General features: G+C 71.8%; 18 protein-coding genes. 13 read left to right on the forward strand and 5 right to left on the reverse strand.

All coding sequences use genetic code 11. The features are described from left to right. Positions 1 to 14: 14 nt before the first annotated feature. Positions 15 to 1,646: a hypothetical protein gene (locus KIH74_RS11590; protein WP_214155868.1), complete on the reverse strand. Its 1,632-nt coding sequence runs from the start codon at positions 1,644 to 1,646 to the stop codon at positions 15 to 17. A 182-nt stretch (positions 1,647 to 1,828) separates the two neighbouring features. Here KIH74_RS11590 and KIH74_RS11595 point away from each other — a divergent pair, with 182 nt between their 5' ends. Beyond that, the gene (locus KIH74_RS11595) at positions 1,829 to 2,818 is read left to right on the forward strand and encodes a pirin family protein (RefSeq protein WP_214155869.1); all 990 of its coding nucleotides are present in this window, start codon (positions 1,829 to 1,831) and stop codon (positions 2,816 to 2,818) included. 238 nt (positions 2,819 to 3,056) lie between these two features. Further along, positions 3,057 to 3,656 carry an acyltransferase gene (locus tag KIH74_RS38530; RefSeq protein WP_214155870.1) on the forward strand — a complete coding sequence of 200 codons (600 nt, stop codon included), beginning with the start codon at positions 3,057 to 3,059 and terminating at the stop codon, positions 3,654 to 3,656. On the opposite strand, the gene KIH74_RS11605 is transcribed toward KIH74_RS38530, so the two are convergent. Then, complete coding sequence (locus tag KIH74_RS11605) at positions 3,648 to 4,559, reverse strand: helix-turn-helix transcriptional regulator (RefSeq protein ID WP_372492032.1); 912 nt, start codon at positions 4,557 to 4,559, stop codon at positions 3,648 to 3,650. The genes KIH74_RS38530 and KIH74_RS11605 overlap by 9 nt on opposite strands. Before the next feature lie 143 nt (positions 4,560 to 4,702). Here KIH74_RS11605 and KIH74_RS11610 point away from each other — a divergent pair, with 143 nt between their 5' ends. The 4 genes from KIH74_RS11610 to KIH74_RS11625 all read left to right on the forward strand — a co-directional run bounded on the left by KIH74_RS11610 (position 4,703) and on the right by KIH74_RS11625 (position 9,122). Next, entirely contained in the window at positions 4,703 to 5,542 is an 840-nt protein-coding gene (locus KIH74_RS11610) for an SDR family NAD(P)-dependent oxidoreductase (protein ID WP_214155872.1), read from the forward strand. Positions 5,543 to 6,045: 503 nt separating this feature from the next. After that, positions 6,046 to 7,053, forward strand: a complete 1,008-nt coding sequence (locus KIH74_RS11615) for an ABC transporter substrate-binding protein (RefSeq protein ID WP_214155873.1) — start codon at positions 6,046 to 6,048, stop codon at positions 7,051 to 7,053. Between the two features lie 39 nt (positions 7,054 to 7,092). Next, entirely contained in the window at positions 7,093 to 8,097 is a 1,005-nt protein-coding gene (locus KIH74_RS11620) for a FecCD family ABC transporter permease (RefSeq protein WP_214155874.1), read from the forward strand. Beyond that, the gene (locus tag KIH74_RS11625) at positions 8,094 to 9,122 is read left to right on the forward strand and encodes a FecCD family ABC transporter permease (RefSeq protein ID WP_214155875.1); all 1,029 of its coding nucleotides are present in this window, start codon (positions 8,094 to 8,096) and stop codon (positions 9,120 to 9,122) included. Before KIH74_RS11620 ends, KIH74_RS11625 begins: the two co-directional genes overlap by 4 nt. Positions 9,123 to 9,127: 5 nt before the next feature. On the opposite strand, the gene KIH74_RS11630 is transcribed toward KIH74_RS11625, so the two are convergent. Then, positions 9,128 to 9,769, reverse strand: a complete 642-nt coding sequence (locus tag KIH74_RS11630; protein WP_214155876.1) for a FadR/GntR family transcriptional regulator — start codon at positions 9,767 to 9,769, stop codon at positions 9,128 to 9,130. 57 nt (positions 9,770 to 9,826) lie between these two features. Here KIH74_RS11630 and KIH74_RS11635 point away from each other — a divergent pair, with 57 nt between their 5' ends. The 4 genes from KIH74_RS11635 to KIH74_RS11650 all read left to right on the forward strand — a co-directional run bounded on the left by KIH74_RS11635 (position 9,827) and on the right by KIH74_RS11650 (position 14,029). Then, complete coding sequence (locus KIH74_RS11635; protein WP_214155877.1) at positions 9,827 to 11,077, forward strand: enterochelin esterase domain-containing protein; 1,251 nt, start codon at positions 9,827 to 9,829, stop codon at positions 11,075 to 11,077. A gap of 10 nt (positions 11,078 to 11,087) precedes the next feature. Further along, positions 11,088 to 11,747, forward strand: a complete 660-nt coding sequence (locus KIH74_RS11640; RefSeq protein ID WP_214155878.1) for an HAD family hydrolase — start codon at positions 11,088 to 11,090, stop codon at positions 11,745 to 11,747. Positions 11,748 to 11,759: 12 nt separating this feature from the next. Next, positions 11,760 to 12,773, forward strand: a complete 1,014-nt coding sequence (locus KIH74_RS11645) for a DNA topoisomerase IB (RefSeq protein ID WP_214155879.1) — start codon at positions 11,760 to 11,762, stop codon at positions 12,771 to 12,773. Between the two features lie 80 nt (positions 12,774 to 12,853). Next, a complete protein-coding gene (locus KIH74_RS11650; protein ID WP_214155880.1) occupies positions 12,854 to 14,029 on the forward strand; it encodes an acyl-CoA dehydrogenase family protein in 1,176 nt (391 codons plus the stop codon). A 74-nt stretch (positions 14,030 to 14,103) separates the two neighbouring features. On the opposite strand, the gene KIH74_RS11655 is transcribed toward KIH74_RS11650, so the two are convergent. Further along, positions 14,104 to 15,612: a flotillin family protein gene (locus KIH74_RS11655; RefSeq protein WP_214155881.1), complete on the reverse strand. Its 1,509-nt coding sequence runs from the start codon at positions 15,610 to 15,612 to the stop codon at positions 14,104 to 14,106. Positions 15,613 to 15,661: 49 nt separating this feature from the next. Next, on the reverse strand, positions 15,662 to 16,264 hold the full coding sequence (locus tag KIH74_RS11660) for an NfeD family protein (RefSeq protein ID WP_214155882.1): 603 nt from the start codon (positions 16,262 to 16,264) through the stop codon (positions 15,662 to 15,664). Between the two features lie 216 nt (positions 16,265 to 16,480). Here KIH74_RS11660 and KIH74_RS11665 point away from each other — a divergent pair, with 216 nt between their 5' ends. From KIH74_RS11665 to KIH74_RS11675, 3 genes are all read left to right on the forward strand, one after another. Further along, positions 16,481 to 17,233 carry a CGNR zinc finger domain-containing protein gene (locus KIH74_RS11665; protein WP_214155883.1) on the forward strand — a complete coding sequence of 251 codons (753 nt, stop codon included), beginning with the start codon at positions 16,481 to 16,483 and terminating at the stop codon, positions 17,231 to 17,233. A gap of 119 nt (positions 17,234 to 17,352) precedes the next feature. Further along, on the forward strand, positions 17,353 to 18,216 hold the full coding sequence (locus KIH74_RS11670) for an ABC transporter ATP-binding protein (RefSeq protein WP_281417834.1): 864 nt from the start codon (positions 17,353 to 17,355) through the stop codon (positions 18,214 to 18,216). Further along, positions 18,213 to 18,914 (forward strand): ABC transporter ATP-binding protein, encoded by a 702-nt coding sequence (locus tag KIH74_RS11675; RefSeq protein ID WP_214155885.1) that lies wholly within the window; start codon positions 18,213 to 18,215, stop codon positions 18,912 to 18,914. Before KIH74_RS11670 ends, KIH74_RS11675 begins: the two co-directional genes overlap by 4 nt. Positions 18,915 to 18,920: the final 6 nt, after the last annotated feature.

Genomic DNA, 18,920 nt, shown 5'->3' on the forward strand with positions numbered 1-18,920 from the left:
GTGACCGGAAACCCTTACAGGCCGTCGGCGATCGCCGCGGTGACCCGCAGCCAGGCGGTACGGCTGGCGGGGGAGAGGGCGTCGTAGGTGATCGGGCCGCCGGACACCAGCGCCGGGTCGTGCGGCACGTCGAGCACGGTGCGGGTGAGGCTGCCGAAGTGCCCGTGCAACCGGTCGCGCAGCTGCGGATCCGCCTTCTTGCCAGGGGCACTCAGCACCGTGACGGCGTTGCGCACCACGTCTTCCTTGCCCGCGGCGGCCAGGCCGTCGGCGAGCCAGGCGGCGGAGGCGGCGGTGTCCTCACGGATGGTGGAGACGATCACCAGCTGGTCGGCGTGGTTCACCGCGGCCTGCCAGTTGGAGGCCCGCATGTTGTTGCCGGTGTCGATGACCAGCACCCGGTAGAAGCGGGCGAGTGCCTTGTGCAGCTGCTCGAAGGCGGTCTCGTCGATACTGGCGGCCGAGGCGGCGTCTTCGTCGCTGGCCAGCACGTCGAACTGGGCGCTGCCCTGCGAGCGCACGTAGTTGTCCAGGTCGCCGACCCGCGACGAGCGGATGTCGGTGAACCGGTCGAGGTCACGCAGCAGGTCCACGGCGGTGTTGCTGTGCCGGGCCGGGTTGGCCCGCCAGCCGAGCGTGCCCCGGGTCTCGTTGTTGTCCCAGGCCAGCGTGTAGCCGCCGCGGTGCATGCCGAACGTGGACGCGATCAGCAGGCTGGCGGTGGTCTTGTGCGCGCCGCCCTTCGGGTTCACCACGACGACCGTCTTCGGCCCGCGCAGGCTGCGCTGCACCGACGCGACCGCCTCGCGGTACTCCAGCTCGCGGGCGCCCGGGGCGGGCGAGATCAGCCCGCCGCTGAGCCGGCGCACGGCGCCCTGCCAGCCGTCCTGGGCCGGGCCGGTGGGCGCCGGGGGGCGCGTGGCCAGCAGGTCGGGGAGAGTCGGTTTGGGCTGCGGCACACCGAGTTCCTTCGCCATGCGGTTGGTCGCCGAGGGGACGGCCGGGATCGCGCCGGTCACCGGCTTCGCCACCGGGCCGGCCGCCTTGGTGTCGGCGACCGGGTTGGCGGCCGGGTGGGCGGCCGGGGTCACGGGGGACGCCGGTTCGTGCGCGGTGGGCCGGATCGGCAGACCCGCCGCCGTGGTGGTGGGGCCGGCCGGTGCGGCGTCGGGCTCAGGGGCGGCCTCGGCCGGGCTGTCCGGAACGGTGGACGACGAGGGGCCCGGCACCTCGCCGCCGGCGGTCCGCGCACCCAGCGCGTCGCGCAGCGGGCCGTGCTTGGACCGGCCGAGTTTCGAGCGCCGGGCCGAGCCGGGCAGCGGGCCCGGGGCGACCTGCTCCCAGGCGCGCGCCGTGCTGTCCGGCGGCTGCTCGTCGAGCGGCAGCACCCGGCCGTCCGGATGCACCACCAGATGCGAATGGCCCTCGGGGTCGACGGTCTCGACGCGCAGCGGACGGCCCAGCCCGGCGGTCTGCGCACTCAGGTGCTCCAGCACCGCGGCGCGGGCCTGGTCGACGTCGCCGCCGCCGGTGAGCACGGTCCGCGGGGAGCCGTTGATCGTGACTTCGGCGGTGCCGTCCGCGCTGATGTTCGCGCTGACCTTGGGCCAGTCGGGTACGGCGCCGTACGGATCGGTGATGCTCACGCGGCTGCCTCTCTAGGTACGGGGTGTTGGTGGCTGCCGATCGAGGAGGGGGAATCGGGCTCGCACGTCACGGAACATACGGGATGACTCCACGGAAAGTCACCATACTGCCGAAACGTGACACAAACGTTTGGCGGGATGGTGTCGGGGTGAGCGAAATTCCGGCTGTTTACGCTGGACACGTGAGCAACGTGGAGCAGTCCCCGGCCGAGGTGGTGTGTGACCCCGTACCCGGTGCCGGGGTCGAGGTTCTCGACCCGCGTGACGTGCCGCTGGGCGGGCCGCGGGCGATGTCGGTGCGGCGCACCCTGCCGCAGCGCGGGCGCTCGCTGATCGGTGCCTGGTGCTTCCTCGACCACTACGGCCCGGACGACGTGGAGGTCACCGGCGGGATGCGGGTGGCCCGGCATCCGCACACCGGCCTGGCCACGGTGAGCTGGCTGTTCACCGGCGAGATCGATCATCTCGACTCGGCCGGGTTCGCGGCCCGGGTGCGGCCGGGCGAGGTCAACCTGATGGTGGCCGGGCACGGCATCTCGCACCAGGAGATCTCCACCCCGGCCACGCGCACGCTGCACGGCGCGCAGCTCTGGTACGCCCTGCCGGAGGCGACCCGGGACATGCCGCCGACCTTCCACCACTACGCGCCCGACCCGATCGTGGACAACGAGACCGAGATCCGGGTGTTCCTCGGATCACTCGCCGGCAGCACCTCGCCGGTGCCCACGTACACCCCTCCACTGCTCGGCGCGGAGATCCTGCTGCCCGCCGGCGTGCATCTGGATCTTGAGCTGGAGGCCGGTTTTGAACACGGCGTGCTGGCCGACGGCGGTTCGGTCAGCGTCGACGGAACCGCCGTTGCACCGGACCATCTGGCCTACCTGCCGACCGGCCGGGAGCGGGTGCGCCTGCTGGCCGGGGCCACGCCGGTGCGGTTGCTGCTGATCGGCGGCGAGCCGCTGGGCGAGAGGATCGTGATGTGGTGGAACTTCGTCGGTCGCGACCACGACGAGATCGTCGCGTTCCGCGCGGCCTGGCAGGCTGAGATCGGTGCCGACGCAGGTGTTTCCGAAGCTGCTGGTCAGCCGCGCTTCGGCCGGTTCCCGGCGGGGCAGCCGGGCGCTCTGCCGGCGCCGGCGCTGCCACCGCTGCGGTTGCGGCCGCGCGGGTGATCGGGGCCCGGCCGGTACTTTTCGCCGTCCCCCGTTAAAAGTGACCGAAAGCATTGCCCGGTTACCGAAAGTCGATTGACGGCAACGGGCAGTCATCGCCAAAGCTCTTGCATCGTGGGGCTAATCGGATGCATCACGGCCATATCGCGGGCAGCTGTGGTTTACGTGTGCAAGACTCCGTGACCAGGGGGACACTTATCCGTTTCGCGCGTATATCAGGACAAGGACGCAACCACACGTGGCAGAGCTTCAACTCGAGGTCCAGGGCGAGTACCACGACATCCAGATCTCGCCCGAGGCGCAGCTCAACGGCTCCTCGATCAAGGTGCGCAACAACGGTGGCCCGTGTTCGGTGCACGTCGGCGCCGGGGTGAAGGGCAAGTGGAGCATCTCGGTGTCGGGCGGCGCCAGCGTCGTCATCGGCGAGGGGTCCACCTGTGAGAGCGCCATGATCGTGGCCCACGGGGGCGACATCACGATCGGCAAGGACTGCATGTTCTCGTTCTCCGTCGAGATGCGGGCCACAGACACGCACGCGATCTACGACATCGACTCCGGCAACCGGATCAACCCCGACAAGCCCATCGTCATCGGCGACCACGTGTGGCTGGGCAAGCAGGTGATGATCATGAAGGGCGCCAACATCGGCTCGGGCAGCGTGGTCGGCGCCCGGGCCGTGGTGTCCGGGCAGGTGCCGCCGCTGTCGGTCAGCGCGGGCATCCCGGCCCGGGTGCTGCGCACCAACGTGGTCTGGACGCGTCGCATCGGCAAGGGCCAGCTCGACGCCGACCCGGCCGCCCTGGGCATCGTCGAGGCCGTGCGCAGCGCCTCAGCCTGACAGCTCCGAACCTGACGACCGCGGCGCGGGACCTTCGAGGTCCCGCGCCGCAGTCGTGTCCGGGTGCTGGCCGGCCCACAGCGAGAGCAGCCGCAGGTTGTCGGCCGAGCTGCTGCCCGGGTCGGTGCCGTACACGAACATCGTCTGGTCCGGGTCGCCCGGCAGGGTCAGCGCCTCGAAATGCAGTGTGATCGGCCCCACCTCGGGATGCGTCAGGCGTTTGGTGCCGTGGGTGCGCTCGTGCACACGATGGTCGCCCCAGGCCGCCCGGAACTCCGGACTCTTGATCGTCAGCTCGCCCACCAGCTCGTTCAGCGCCGGGTCGTCGGGATGCCGGCCCGCGTCCAGCCGCAGGGTGCCCACCGCGTCGGCGGCCACCAGGGACCACTGCACGAACCGCTCCCGGGCCACCGGGTCGAGCAGCACCCAGCGGGTGTAGTTGCGCTCGCGCGCCGGTAGCCGGCGCCAGTCCGTCAGCAGCGCCGTGGCCAGGGCGTTGGACGCCAGCACGTCGGTGCGGCGGCCGAGGATCAGGACCGGGTGGTCGGTCATCGAGGCCAGCAGCTGTTGCATCGCCGGACGTACCCGCTGCACCGGCTGCACGCCGCCCGGCCGGGCACGACCCGGCCGGGCCAGATCGGCCAGGTGCGCGCTCGCCGCGTCGTCCATGCGCAGGGCCCGGGCCAGCGACCGCACCACCGCGTCGGACGGGGTGCTGTGCCGGCCCTGTTCCAGGCGGGTGTAGTAGTCCACGCTGACCCCGGCCAGCCGCGCCACCTCCTCGCGGCGCAGTCCCCGCACCCGCCGCGGGGCGCCGTCCGGGTCGTCGAGCCCGACCTCCGCCGGGGTCAGCCCGGACCGGCAGGTGCGCAGGAACTCGCCCAGAGCGTTCATGCCCTCCATGGTCGCGCGCCGTCCCGCCGCGCGGAACGGTGAAGGGGGGCACGCCGTTCCCGGGCAGCGCCGGGCCCGGAACCCGCTGGTGGCCGGCCGGCCCGCCGGGGAATCTGGAAGTCGTTCCCCCACGACATCTTCGGAGTGATCACATGTCCACCTGGTTCGTCACCGGCACCTCCCGCGGCCTCGGCCTGGAACTCGTGCGGCAACTGCTGGAACGCGGCGACAACGTGGCCGCCACCACCCGATCTGCCGCCCGGCTCGGCGAGGCACTCGACGGCGCCGACCAGCAGCGGCTGCTCGTGCTGGAGGTCGACCTGACCGACGAGAAGCAGGTCGGCGCGGCCGTGAACGCCACCGTGGAGCGCTTCGGCGCTCTCGACGTGGTGGTCAACAACGCCGGTTACGGTTTTCTCGGGGCGGTCGAGGAGATCACCGACGCCGAGGCCCGCACGATGTTCGACGTGCAGATCTTCGGCGTCTGGAACGTGCTGCGCGCGGTGCTGCCGGTGATGCGCCGGCAGGGCGGCGGCCACGTCGTCAACGTCTCCTCGATCCTCGGCCTCACCGCCTTCCCGGGCTGGGGCCTCTACGTGGCCGGAAAGTACGCCCTGGAGGGCCTGACCGAGTCGCTGGCCGCCGAGGTGGCCAAGTTCGGGATCAAGGTCAACCTGGTCGAGCCCGGTTATCTGCGCACCGATTTCCTGCGCCCGGTCTCCCTCGGCCTGCCGTCCGGGGCGATCGACGGGTACGAGGCGGTGCGGGAGATGACCGACCAGCACCTGGCCATGCCCGGCACCCAGCTCGGTGACCCGGTGCGGGCCGCCACCGCGATCGTCCGGGTGGTCGACCGCGGCGACGCGCCTCTGCACCAGCTGCTCGGCTCGGACTCCTACGACCTGGCCACCGCGCACGTCGACGCCCTGCGGGCCGACATCGAGGCGGGCCGGGAACTGGCTCTGACCACCGACATCCCGGCCACGCTCTGATCCGGACCGGCCTCGCCACGGTCCCGGCCCTGACCCTGTCTCCGGCCATTCCCCTCCGGGCCGGCGGGACTGCCGCTGTGGTGGTGGCAGGGTTCGCCCGGGCGCCGGACGAGATTGACGACATCGCGATCTCGGGCTGAGCGGGCGGCGGACCCCTTCTCGTTCTTCACACCGGCCTGGGGTGGTTGGTGGTGTCAAGAACGGAAGGGTGTCTGCCGTGTCGGCAGACGGCGGTCGTCCGCCGTCCGAGCGTGGTGGGCAGGTGGGGCGAGGTGAGGCAGACAGGGTTGCTCATGCTTCGTGATGGCGGGTGCGGGGCGGTGGGCGAGGCCTTTTCGTTTTTCACACCGGCCTGGGCTGGTTGGTGGTGTCAAAAACGGAAGGGTGTCTGCCGTGTTGACCGGAGGCGTGATCGAGGTCGCACGACCGGAATTGTCAGATGATAGTTAGGTAAGCCTAAACTTCTCGTCGTTTCCCCCGAGCTTCGCGAGGAGTAGTTCCCGATGTCAGCTGGCCGTTCGCCGTCCCTCACCGTTGCCGTTCTGGCTGCCACCGTGCTTGCGGTGGGGGCCTGTTCGTCGGGTTCCTCGGGTGAGGGCGGGGATTCGGGTGGGGAGGGGAGCACCCGCAGCGTCACGGACGTGCAGGGCACCGAGGTCGAGGTGCCGGTGGCGCCGGAGCGGGTGGTGGCTCTCAGCGAGCCCACGCTCGACGGGGTGCTGGCGCTCGGGGTCACGCCCGTCGGCGCCACCAGTGGGCGCGGCCAGTCGACGGTTCCGGGCTACCTGAGCGAGAAGGCCGACCGGGTACCGATCGTCGGGGCGGTCGGTGAGCCCGACCTGGAGGCGATCGGCAAGGCCGACCCGGACCTGATCCTGGTCGACGGCACCACGATCAGCCAGGACGACAGCGTGCTGGCCACGCTGCGCAAGATCGCCCCGACCGTGGTGGCCGGGGAGGCCGGTGGCGACTGGCGAACCACCTTCACCAACGTGGCGGGTGCGCTGAACCGGAGCGACGAGGGCGAGCAGGTGGTGGCCGACTACGAGGACCACGTGGCGCAGGTCAACGGTGAGCTCGGCGACCGGCTGGACGACACGTACTCGATCGTGCGCTGGCAGGGCTCCTCGGCGTCCCTGATTCTGAAGGAACTCCCGGCCGGGGTGGCCCTGACCGACCTGGGCATGAAGCGGCCCGACAGCCAGGACCGCGAGGGCGAGGGCCACAGCGAGCCGGTGTCGCAGGAGAACATCGCCGACATCGACGCCGACTACATCTTCTTCGGCACCCTCGGCGGCTCGTCGGTGTCCAACCCCTCGGCCACCGGCTCGACCGACGCCGACGCCGCCGAAAGTGCGCTCAAGGAGGCCGAGGAGGTGCCCGGCTTCACGAAACTCCAGGCCTACCAAGACGATCACATCATCGCGGTGGACGGTTCGGTGTGGACCTCCACCGGCGGGCCGCTGCTGATGAACGCGATCGTGGACGACGTGGAAGCGTCACTCACGTAAGTGGTTCCGAAAAACAGAGGACGACGACACGGTGCTCTCGTGCTCGCCGCCGGCGCGGTGCTGCTGTGCGTCTGCTGCGCGGCCAGTCTCGTGCTGGGCTCGCGGCCGGTCGCCCCGCACGCCGTGTGGACCGCCCTGACCACACCCGACGACTCCTGGGCCACCGCCGTCGTGCGCGGGCAGCGGATGCCCCGCACCGTGCTGGCCGTGCTGGTCGGGGCGGCGCTCGGCGTGGCCGGGGCGCTGATGCAGTCGCTGACCCGAAACCCACTGGCGGAACCAGGAATTCTCGGTGTCAACGCCGGTGCCGGGCTGGCTGTGGTGCTGGCCGTGGCGGTGGCCGGGGTCACCGGTGTCCGGTCCTACGTCTGGTTCGCGCTGGGCGGCGCCGGGCTGGCGGTGCTCGGGGTGTTCCTGCTCGGGGCCGGCGGCCGGGGCAGCCGGGGAGGCTGGGGTGTTCGGGGTGGTCACGGTGGGCCGGTGCAGATCGCGCTCAGTGGGGTCGCGGTGAGCGCGGCGGCGTCGTCACTGATCCAGACCGTGATCCTCTCCGACCAGCGGGCCTTCGACGAGTTCCGCTACTGGTCGGCGGGGTCGATCGAAGGACGGCGCTGGCCGGTGCTTTTCGCGGTACTGCCGTTCGCCGCGCTCGGCCTGGTGCTGGCGGCGTCGGTGACCCGGGCGCTGAACGTGCTGGCGCTGGGCGAGGAGAGCGCCCGGGCGATGGGCGTGCCGGTGCGGCTGGTGCAGGGCTCGGCGATGGCCGCGGTGGCCCTGCTCAGCGGTGCCGCCACGGCCGCGGCCGGGCCGGTGGCGTTCGTCGGGCTGGGTGCGCCGTTCCTCGTGCGCCGCCTGGTCGGGCCGGACCAGCGCTGGGTGGTCGCCGCGTCGGTGGTGCTGGCCCCGTCGCTGGTGCTGCTGTCCGACATCGCCGGGCGGCTGGTGGTTCCCGGCAGTGAGGTGCCGGTGGGGATCATGACCGCGCTGATCGGTGGCCCGCTGTTCATGGCCATCGCCCGGGGCCGGCGGCTGGAGGCGGTGTGACGCTCGACCTCGGCCTCGGGAAACCGGGCCCGGCCGTGCGGATCGGCCGCCGGTCGCTGGGTGTGGCCGGTGTTCTCGTCGTCCTTCTGTTGGGTTTCGCGACGGCCGGCATCGTGCTGGGGGACTATCCGGACTCACCCGCGCAGGCCCTGAGGGCCCTGTTCGGTGCCGGTGACGACCGTCTGGCCACGATTTTCGTGCGTGACCTGCGCCTGCCCCGGGTGCTGGCCGCGATCGGCGTCGGGGTGGCGCTCGGCACCTCCGGCGGGCTGCTCCAGGCCGCCTCGGACAACGTGCTGAGCAGCCCCGACCTGATCGGGTTCACGGCCGGCTCGGCGACCGGTGCGATCGTGGTGATCATCCTGCTGGCGGGCGGCCCGGCCGAGATCTCGGCCGGGGCACTGGTCGGCGGCACCGGCGCGGCGGCGGTGATGTATCTGCTCGGTTTCCGGCGCGGGGCGGTCACCCAGCAGCTGGTGCTGGTCGGGGTCGGGCTGGGGGCGGTGCTGTCGGCCGTGAACCACCTGCTGCTGACCCGCTCGTCGCTCGACGCCGCGCAGACCGCGGCGCAGTGGCTGGCCGGGTCGCTGAACGCGGTGACCTGGGCCGAGGTGGATCTGCTCGGGCCGGTGCTGCTGGTGCTCGTGCCGTCGGCGCTGGTGCTGTCCCGGCCGTTGTCGCTGCTGGCCCTCGGTCAGGAGACCAGTCTGGTGCTGGGATCGCGGCCGGTCCTCACCCGCAACCTGGCCGTGCTGCTGTCGGTGGCGCTGGCCTCGGTGGCCACCGCGACCACCGGGCCGGTCGCCTTCGTGGCCCTGGCCTCGGCGCAGATCGCCCGGCGGCTGACCCGGGCTCCCGGGCCGAACCTCGCCGTGTCGGCACTGACCGGGGCGGTGCTGGTGCTGGGCTGCGACGTGATCGGCCGGCACCTGACCGGGTCGGACCTGCCGGTGGGGGTGGTCACCGGCACGCTCGGCGGGGTGTACCTGGTGTGGCTGCTGCGCCGCGAAAGAGGCCTGCGGTGAACAGTTCAGCGCACGGTGAAGTCTCGGTCACAGTGCTCGGACGCCGCCTGCCGGGCGGCGTGGGCGTCGCCCGCGCGCACCGCCTCGAGGATGCGCCGGTGGTCGGCCTCCCGGTCGGCCGCCGGGGCCGCGACCAGCCGCCCGAGCAGCTGCGCCCGCCGGATCGAGGCGATGGCGCACTGGTACAGCTCGGTGAGCATCGGGCTGCCGGCGGCGGCGAACAGGTCGGCGTGGAAATTGCCCGGCGACGGGATGCTCTCGGGCAGCGGATCGCCGGAACCCGCGGGCGGGCGCGACATCCGGGCGAGCTGCTCGTCGGTGCGGGCCAGCGCGGCCAGGGCCGCGGCCTCGCCCTCCAGCGCCCGGCGCAGCACCAGGACCTCGTGCAGCGGCTGCTGTTTCAGGTAGTCGCTGAGCACCGTGTTGACGGCGCTGCGGGCACGCACGAAGGTGCCCCGCCCGGCCGCGCTCTCCAGCATGCCGGAGTTGGCCAGCGTGCGGGTGGCCTCGCGCACCGTGCTGCGCCCCACGCCGAGGGCGGCGGTGAGCTCGGCCTCGGTGGGAATCTGGGTGTTCAGCGGCCAGGTGCCGTCGTGGATGCGGGACTCCATCCAGCGCAGTGCCTCGTCAAAGCGTTTGCCGGCCAACCGGTTCCCTCCCCGTTCCATGATCGATCCGAGCCGCGACCAGGATAGGGGCCGACGATGCACCACCACGACCACGAGCGGGGTCATTCGCGTCTCATGCGCAGGCCGGTGCTGCGTCGTGACCAGCCGGTCACCCGGCTCGCGCTCCCGCCCGGTCCCGTCCTGGCACACCGGGTGGCTGCGGAGGGCGCGCCACTGATCGACCCGGACCCGCACGGTGACCCGGCCCACCGCAGGGCCACTTTCGTCTGGAACGAGCGGGGAACCCGGCCGGGCAGCGTGATTCTGCACGCGAACAAGTTCACCGACTACGACGACCCGGCGAGCTGCGCGCTGGAGCCGGTGCCCGGTACCGGCCTGTGGGCGGCCGCGTTCCGGGTGCCGGCCGGCTGGCGATCGAGCTACCGGATCGGCCCGCTGCCGCAGACCCTCGACCGGCTCGGCGAGCTCGGCACCGGCCGGGCGGCTCGCGCGGCGCTGCTGCGCCACGCCCAGGCCGATCCGCACGCCCGCGCGGGCATGCGCGACCACCAGGACGGCTCGCTCTGGTCGGTGGCCGAGATGCCGCGGGCGCCGGGGCAGACCTGGGTGGACGCCGCGGCGCCCGGGTTCCTGGCGGAACTCACGGTGGGTGGCACACCGGTCTGGGTGCACGCGACCGGCGCACCGGTGGGCGCGATCCTGGTGCTGCTCGACGGCGACCTGTGGGCGCGGCGTCATCCGGTCACGCCCACCCTCGACGAGCTGACCCGCCGGAATCTGCTGCCCGGTCTGCTCACCGTGCTGGTCGGGCCGTCCGGGGCCGGCCGGGCCGCCGACCTGACGGCGAACGAGGCCTACCCGCACCGGCTGGCCGACGAGGTGCTGCCCGCGGTGCTGGACCACGAGCGGGTGCGGGGGCTGGGGGTGCGGCCATCGCCGGGCACCACGGCGGTGGCGGGCCAGAGCCTGGGCGGGCTGGCGGCGGTGCACGCGGCCTGGCGCCGGCCGGAGGTGTTCGGCAACGTGCTGGCCCAGTCCGGGTCGTTCTGGGTGCAGGGTGCGCAAGACGGCGAAATGCCCTGGATGCACCGGCAGCTGGAGGTGCCGGCAGACGGCCCGGTGCGGTTCAGGTTCCAGGTCGGCACGATGGAGTGGGGTATGCCGGCGATCACCCGCGATCTGTGTGACCGGTTGCGGCGCAAGGGGTACGACGCGCGACTGGAGGAGTTCTGCGGCGGGCACGACCGGGCCTGCTGGCGGGGCGGTCTGGGGGCCGGGCTGGTGGACCTGCTCGGCTCGGGATGCCTTCCGCGGGGTGACAACTAGCGTGGGAAACATGGCCGACACCGCGATCTTCGACGTCGACGGCACCCTCGTCGACACCAACTACCAGCACGCCCTGGCCTGGTTCCGGGCTTTCCGTCAGCACGACGTCACGCTGCCGCTGTGGCGGTTGCACCGGGCGATCGGGATGGGTGGCGACAAACTGGTCGCCGCCGTGGCCGGGGCCGAGGTGGAGCGGACGCTCGGCGACGAGGTGCGCACGGCCTGGGAGCGCGAGTTCGACACGATGGTCGGCGAGATCCGGCCGTTCGAGGGGGTGCGTGACCTGCTCGGCGAGGTGAAGGACCGCGGTTTCCGGCTGGTGCTGGCCAGTTCCGGCAAGGCCAAGCACGTGGAACACTTCCTCGACCTGTTCGGGGGCCGTGACCTGGCGGACGCCTGGACCACCTCGGAGGACGCGCAGGAGAGCAAGCCCGCCCCCGACCTGGTGCAGGTGGCGATGGAGAAGGTGACCGGGGCGCACGGGGTGATGGTGGGCGACTCCACCTGGGACGCGATCGCCGCCGGCCGGGCCGGGCTGCCCGCCGTGGCGGTGCGCACCGGCGGGTTCTCCGAGCAGGAACTGCGCGAGGCCGGGGCGGTGGCCGTGCACGACTCCCTGGTCGATCTGCGCGAGCACCTCGACGGGACCCCGCTGGGCCGGGTTGGGTGAGGGCGGGGGCTCATGAGACTGCGGCGCAGCACCCCGGACCGGCCCGGCTGGACCCGCCGGCGCAGCGGCAGGGGTTTCGTCTACCTGGATGCCGACGGTCAGCGGCTGACCGACGCCGAGCAGGTGCGGCGCATCCGCGAGCTGGTGATTCCGCCTGCCTGGCAGGAGGTCTGGATCTGCCCGTGGCCGAACGGTCACCTCCAGGCCGTCGGCACCGACGTCAAGGGGCGCAGGCAGTACCTCTACCACCCGCGCTGGCGGGAGGACCGCGATCACGACAAACACCGTCGCATGCTGGATTTCGCCCATGACCTGCCGGCGGCCCGGGTGCGGGTGGCGGAACACCTGGAACTGCCCGGAATGCCCCGGGAAAGGGTGCTGGCGGCCGCCTTCCGCATGCTCGACCTGGGCCTGTTCCGGATCGGCGGGGAGGCTTATGCCCAGGAGAACAACAGTTTCGGCCTGGCCACCCTGCGCAAGGACCATGCGCGGGTCCGCTCCGGGAGCGTGGTCGACTTCGCCTACCCGGCCAAGTCCGGTGTGCGGCGGGTGTTCTCGATCGACGACGAGCCGATCGTGGACGTCGTCCGTACGCTCAGGCGCCGCAGGGGTGGCGGCGACGAGCTGCTGGCCTGGCGGCGGGGCCGCGCCTGGGTCGATCTGGCCAGCAGTGACATCAGCGCCTATGTGAAGGAAGTGGTCTCGCCGGGCGCCTCGGCCAAGGACTTCCGCACCTGGCACGCCACCGTGCTGGCCGCGATCGCCTTCGCCGGGCGTCCGGGCGCGCAGTCGCCCACCGCGCTGAAACGTGCCGTGGCGCAGGTGATGCGCGAGGTCTCCGGGGAGCTGGGCAACACCCCGGCGGTGTGCCGCGCCTCCTACGTCGACCCTCGGGTGGCGCGGGGCTTCCAACAGGGGACGACGATCCGCTCCGCCCTCCGCCGGGTGCCGGAGGGCGTGGCGGCCACCACGGACGAGGGCGTGGAACGGGCCGTGCTGCGCCTGCTGCGCAAGGTGGGTGATTGACGCGTGTTGCCGATCGGTGTGCGATCCGCGGCCCGGTGAACCAAAGTGGTGCCGGGAGCGTCCCCGACCGAGGAGAGCACATGTCCGAGCTGCTGACCGGCGACCTGTACCAGTTCGAGGCGATGCTGGACGCACAGGACCATCAGGTGCTCGGGCGGTTGCGCGCCTTTCTCGACGCCGAGGTGCGCCCGATCGCCAACGACTACTGGGTGCGGGCGGAGTTCCCGCACCAGCTGATCAAGGGGTTCGCCGAGGTGGACATCGCCGGGCTGGCCTGCCCGGCGGAGGACGGCCGGCCCCGGCACAGTCTGCTCACCGGCTTCCTGGCGATGGAACTGGCCCGGGCCGACGCGTCGGTCGCCACCTTCTTCGGCGTGCACACCGGGCTGGCGATGGGCAGCATCGCCGCCTGCGGTTCCGCGGAGCAGCAGGACCGCTGGCTGCCCGCGATGGCGCGGATGGAGAAGATCGGGGCGTTCGCGCTGACCGAGCCGGACAGTGGCTCCGACATCGCCGGCGGCATGCGCACGACGGCCCGCCGCGACGGCGACGTCTGGGTGCTGAACGGGGCCAAGCGCTGGATCGGCAACGCCACCTTCGCCGACCTGATCGTGGTCTGGGCCCGCGACACCGAGGACGGCAAGGTCAAGGGCTTCGTGGTGGAGAAGGGCACGCCCGGCTTCACGGCCACGAAGATCGAGAACAAGATGGCCCTGCGCATGGTCGAGAACGCCGACATCACGCTGGAGAACTGCCGCGTGCCGGAGACGCACCGGCTGGTGAACGCCACCTCGTTCCGCGACACCGCGGGCGTGCTGCGCCGCACCCGCAGCGGGGTGGCCTGGCAGGCGGTCGGCGTGATGATGGCGGCCTACGAGATCGCCCTCACCTACGCCGGTGAGCGGCAGCAGTTCGGCCGCCCGATCGCCGGGTTCCAGCTGGTGCAGGACCTGCTGGTGCGGATGCTCGGCAACACCACGGCCTGCCTGGGCATGGTGGTGCGGCTGGCCCAGTTGCAGGACGAGGGCACGTTCCGCGACGAGCACTCGGCCCTGGCCAAGGCCTATTGCACCACCCGGATGCGCGAGGTGGTGGGCTGGGCGCGGGAGCTCCTGGCCGGCAACGGCATCGTGCTGGAGTACGACATCGGCCGGTTCGTCGCCGACGCCGAGGCGCTCTACTCCTACGAGGGCACCCGGGAGATCAACAGCCTGATCGTCGGGCGCGCGGTCACCGGGATCAGCGCCCTGACCTGAGAACGGCTGGTCCGGGCGGGATCACGGATCAGACCGTGACCACGCCCGGACCGTTCGCACCTGATCCGATCTGATCAGGCCTGGCGGGTGTCGTTCACCGGCGTCGTGGTCGCGGCCTGGCGCGGGTCCAGCGGGTCGGTGGCGCCGTTCAGCAGCTGGCCCAGGTCGAGGCCGCCGGCCTTGGCGGTCTCCAGCACCTGGAGCAGCAGGGCGGGCACCGAGCCGGCCACCTTGGTCAGCGCGTCACCGCCGTCGTTGCCGCCGTTGCTGAGCACGGTCATGTTGTTGATGTTGCCCATCGGAGCGGCGACCTCGCGGGCCAGCTGGGGCAGGATCGCGATCAGATCGGGCAGCACGCGCAGGCGGGCGGCCTCGTCGTTGAACGCGCTGAGGGCGGCGGCCAGTTCCTTCTGACCCTCGGCCTCGGCCAGCAGCTGCTGACGCTGACCCTCGGCGGCCGCGAGCAGCTTGGCCTTCTCCACCTCGGCCTGTGCCTCACCCTCGCGCTGGTAGGCGGCGGCACCGGCGGTACGGGCCTTGAGGTCGGCCTCACCGGCCAGCTCACGACGACGTGCCTCGGCCTCGGCGGCCGCGATGGTGACGGCCTTCTGACCCTCGGCGCGGCGTTCCGCCGCCTGCCGCTCGGCCTCGGCCGGGGCGATCACGTCGGCCTGGAGAGCCTTCTGGCGCTGAGCCGCACGCTGCTCCTCCACCGAGATCTGCCGCTCGGTGCGCTGGCGCTCGGTGTCGATGCCGGCCAGCACCACGGCCCGCTCGGCCTCGGCCTCGGCCAGCGGACCGGCCTGCGCGGCGCGGGCCTGGGCGGCCTTGACCTCGGTGTCGATCTCGGCCTGCTTCATCGAGAGCTGGCGGTGCGCCTCGGCGATCGCCTCCTGCGACTTGGCCTCGGCGGTGCGTCCCTGCTGGTCCGCCTCGGCGGCGGCGATGCGGGCGTCCCGGCGGGCCTGGGCCTCGCCGACCTCGGCGTCACGACGCACCTCGGCGATGCGCTTGCGGCCCAGCGACTCGATGTAGCCGTTCTTGTCGCGCACGTCCTGCACGGTGAGCACGTCGAGCTCCATGCCGATCGCGCCCAGGGCGGCGCCGGCCTCCTCGGCCACCGAGCGGGTCAGCTGGTCGCGGTTGCTGTTCAGGTCCTCCACGGTCATCTTGGCGCAGATCGCGCGCATGTTACCAGCGATGATCTCGGTCAGCTGGTGGCGCAGTTCCTCCCGGTTGGCGGTGAGGAAGCGCTGCGTGCCGGTCTCGATCGCCTCGTCGGTGGACCCGAAACGGATGAGCGCGACCACGTCCACCGCGATACCGACGCCGTTGCTGGAGATCGCCGAGCCCACGGACACCTGGATGTTGAACGGCTCCAGGCTCATGAAGTCGACCCGCTCCAGCACCGGAACCCGGAACCGCGCGCCACCGCGCACGATCTTGGGCCGGCCCCGGCCGGTGAAGACGGCCACCATGTTCGGCGGCACCTTCACGTAGTTACGGGCGTAGAGAATCGCCAGCAGCAGGAGGGCGACGATCACCGCGCCTACGGCGATCGCGGCGGTGGACACTCCGGTCATCAGCAGTCCTTCGTGAGGGATGGTGGTGGATCGGGGAACGTGGGGGGAGTCAGTCGGCGAAGGCGTTGCGGTGCACCACAACTGCGCCGGAACTGAGCTCCGTGATGGTGACGGTGGTGCCCTTCGGCACACCCTCGCCCAGGTCGGAAGAGGCCGTCTGGGTGATGCGGGCGCCGTCGCGGTCGTGGAAGGTCACCTGGCCGGTGCCGTGCGGCAGGATGTCGAGGGTCACCACGGCGGTGCGCCCGATCCAGCCGTAGCGGCTCGACAGCGAGTTGTATTGTTGCGCGGCAAGAGGTTTCAGGATGAAGCGGTAAGAGGCCGCGCCCACCGCCAGGAACCCGGCGCCCGCCACCGGCCAGGCCAGCGGCGTGGGAACGCCGGTCGCCTCCGCGGCGAAACCGGCCGCACCGAAACCGACCAGGGCCACCGACAGCACGCGGATGCTGAACCAGGTCGGTGCGTCCAGCTCGGCGGACCCGTCCGGGATGTCGTTGCCCGCAACGGCTTCCGCGTCGCTCGCGAGCTCGGCCTCGCCCCCGTGACCCAGATCGCCGTCGTGCCCGCCGATCTCGCCCAGCACCAGGCTGAGCAGAAGGATCAGGAACCCGGTCGCACCGGCTGCGATGAAAATGGTCTGCGAGTCCGGCATGGCGCTGGGGATCCCCTCCCTGAGATGTCGTGGGCGGAGGGGCGTCCGGCCCCTCTCACCCACCTGACGCACGAGTCAGCGTATGTGTTGCACGGATTTATGTCGGGGGTGATGGCGGAATCGTGACCTCGGCCGGGTCCTTCGGGGGTGGTGACGGGGGACGGGTCTTGGTTTTTGACACCGGCCTGGCCCTGACGGTGGTGTTAATTTCCGTTCATGATCCCCTCTGTCCCTCCTCCCGGCCCGTCGGCCGTTCCCGCGTACGCGGCGGTGATCCGGGACTTCGTGAACCTCCGGAACATCCGTGATCAGCGGGAACTGCTGAGCGGCCCGGAGGATCTCGTCGAGTGGCTCGCGGATCACCTCGGCACGCCGCGCCGTCTGGAGCTGCCCCCGGCCGATTTCCTGGTGGCGCTCGGGATCCGCGAAGGGCTGCGTGATGCACTGGAGCGGCACTCGGGCGAGAAGCGCGTGGACGAGGGGCGCGTAGATGGGCAGCGCGGGGACGCGGGATGTATGGGTGGGGATCGCACGATTGAGGGACGCGTGGGTGAGGGGCGCGTGGGTGAGGCGTGCGTGGGTGAGGGGCGCGCTGGTGGGGAGTTCGCGGACGAGGCCGCGTTACGGCTGGACGAGGATCTGGCGCGGATTCCGCTGCGGTTGTCGATGGCGGGGGCCGACGGTGGCATGCGGTTGGTGGCGGCTGACGACGCCCCGCTCACGCTCGCCCTGGCGCCGTTGCTCGACGCGGTGCGGCGGTGCGGGGAGTCGCGGGTCTGGCGCCGTCTCAGGATCTGCGACCGGAGTGGCTGTCGGCGCGCCTACTACGACGGCTCGCGCGGCCTGACCCGGCGTTGGTGCCCCACGGGCGGGTGCGGGAACAAGGTCAAGATGCGCCGGGCGTACGTCGTCCGAAAATCTCTGGCCGATCAGGACACCCGGCAGGACTGGGACGCCTGGGGTAATTGACGCGATCGGGACCTCTGCGATAAATCTTCGCGGGCGATGCGCCGCATCGTGCTTCTTCCTGCTCATCGTTGAGAGGAATCCGGGTGTCCGAGGCCGGGCATGCTCCGACGCGGGACGAGATGATCGTCTGCGACAGCCTGGTTCGCATCTACCAGACCGGCTCGGTCGAGGTGCAGGCGCTTCAGGGACTCGATCTGCACGTCGGGGCCGGCGAGATGATCGCTCTGGTCGGGGCGTCCGGGTCGGGCAAGTCCACGTTGCTGTCGCTGCTGGCGGGCATCGACGCGCCGACCGCCGGCCGGGCCCGGGTGGCGGGGTGGGACCTGCTGGCGATGTCCGCCCGCGACCGGGTGCGCTACCGCCGGCACACCGTGGGCTACGTACGGCAGCAGACCGCGCAGAACCTGGTGCCCTACCTGACCGCCGCCCAGGTGGTGGATCTGCCGATGACTCTCGCCCGGCGTCCCCGCAGGGAGCGCGCCGAACGAGTGAGGACGCTGCTCGACGCGGTCGGGGTGGCGCACTGCGCCGACCGGCGGCCCGGGCAGATGTCGGGTGGCGAGCAGATGCGCGTGGCCATCGCGGTGTCGCTGGCCAACGGGCCGCGCGTGCTGCTGGCCGACGAGCCGACCGGTGAGCTCGACACCGAGACCTCGGCCCAGGTGTTCGGGGTGCTGCGCGACGTGAACCGCGACCTCGGCGTGACGATCGTGGTGGTGACGCACGACCCGGACGTCAGCCGGCAGGTGGAACGCACGGTGGCGATCCGCGACGGGCGCACCTCCAGCGAGGTGCTGCGCCGCACCGCGACCGGCGCCGACGGCGGCGACGAGGTGGTGCACGAGGAGTACGCGGTGATGGACCGCGCCGGGCGGGTGCAGGTGCCCAAGGACTACATCGAGGCGCTGGAACTGACCCGCCGCGTGCGGCTGGCGCTGGAGGGCGACCACGTGAGCATCCGTCCCGACGGGAAGAGCGCATGAGCACGGACGACGTGAGCATGCTCAGGGTCTGCGGGGTCAGCAAGGCCTACGGCGCCGTGCAGGCGCTGCGGGACGTGTCGTTCGACGTCGCTCCGGGCACGATGACCGCGCTGGTCGGGCGCTCCGGATCGGGCAAGACCACCCTGCTGAACCTGGTCGGCGGGCTTGACTCACCGGACGCCGGAACGGTTTTCGTTAACGGCGCCGAGGTCACCGGGCTGAACGAGGCCGGGCGCAGCCGGTTGCGGCGCGACACCGTGGCCTACGTGTTCCAGACCTTCGGCCTGGTGCCGGTGCTGTCGGCGGCCGAGAACGTCGGTGTGCCGCTGCGGATGCGGCGCACGCCGCGCGAGGAACGCGAACGCCGGGTGGCGACCCTGCTGGAACTCGTCGGCCTGGCGGGGCACGCCGACCAGCGCCCCGACGAGCTCTCCGGCGGGCAGCAGCAGCGGGTGGCGATCGCCCGGGCCCTGGCGTCGTCCCCACGTCTGCTGGTCGCCGACGAACCCACCGGGCAACTGGACGCCGAGACCGGGCTGTCCGTCATGGCCCTCCTGCGTGGGGTGGTCGAGTCGGAGGGCGTGACGGCGCTGATCTCCACCCACGACCCGGTGATGATGCGGCTGGCCGACCGGGTGATCCGGATCTCCGACGGGCGAGTGAGCGAAGAGCCCGAACCCCCCGGGGCTGCCGGGTGATGTCGT

Origin of the sequence: Kineosporia corallincola, from assembly GCF_018499875.1 — a bacterium.
In the GTDB taxonomy this organism is placed as follows: Bacteria; Actinomycetota; Actinomycetes; order Actinomycetales; family Kineosporiaceae; genus Kineosporia; species Kineosporia corallincola.

What these genes read in the sequence shown, in the direction of transcription:
- KIH74_RS11605 (WP_372492032.1), bottom strand. Translation starts at nt 4,559, where the DNA reads ATGGAGGGCATGAACGCTCTGGGCGAGTTCCTGCGCACCTGCCGGTCC.
- KIH74_RS11610 (WP_214155872.1), top strand. Translation starts at nt 4,703, where the DNA reads ATGTCCACCTGGTTCGTCACCGGCACCTCCCGCGGCCTCGGCCTGGAA.
- KIH74_RS11615 (WP_214155873.1), top strand. Translation starts at nt 6,046, where the DNA reads ATGTCAGCTGGCCGTTCGCCGTCCCTCACCGTTGCCGTTCTGGCTGCC.
- KIH74_RS11635 (WP_214155877.1), top strand. Translation starts at nt 9,827, where the DNA reads ATGCACCACCACGACCACGAGCGGGGTCATTCGCGTCTCATGCGCAGG.
- KIH74_RS11640 (WP_214155878.1), top strand. Translation starts at nt 11,088, where the DNA reads ATGGCCGACACCGCGATCTTCGACGTCGACGGCACCCTCGTCGACACC.
- KIH74_RS11645 (WP_214155879.1), top strand. Translation starts at nt 11,760, where the DNA reads ATGAGACTGCGGCGCAGCACCCCGGACCGGCCCGGCTGGACCCGCCGG.
- KIH74_RS11650 (WP_214155880.1), top strand. Translation starts at nt 12,854, where the DNA reads ATGTCCGAGCTGCTGACCGGCGACCTGTACCAGTTCGAGGCGATGCTG.
- KIH74_RS11655 (WP_214155881.1), bottom strand. Translation starts at nt 15,612, where the DNA reads ATGACCGGAGTGTCCACCGCCGCGATCGCCGTAGGCGCGGTGATCGTC.
- KIH74_RS11660 (WP_214155882.1), bottom strand. Translation starts at nt 16,264, where the DNA reads ATGCCGGACTCGCAGACCATTTTCATCGCAGCCGGTGCGACCGGGTTC.
- KIH74_RS11665 (WP_214155883.1), top strand. Translation starts at nt 16,481, where the DNA reads ATGATCCCCTCTGTCCCTCCTCCCGGCCCGTCGGCCGTTCCCGCGTAC.
- KIH74_RS11670 (WP_281417834.1), top strand. Translation starts at nt 17,353, where the DNA reads ATGATCGTCTGCGACAGCCTGGTTCGCATCTACCAGACCGGCTCGGTC.
- KIH74_RS11675 (WP_214155885.1), top strand. Translation starts at nt 18,213, where the DNA reads ATGAGCACGGACGACGTGAGCATGCTCAGGGTCTGCGGGGTCAGCAAG.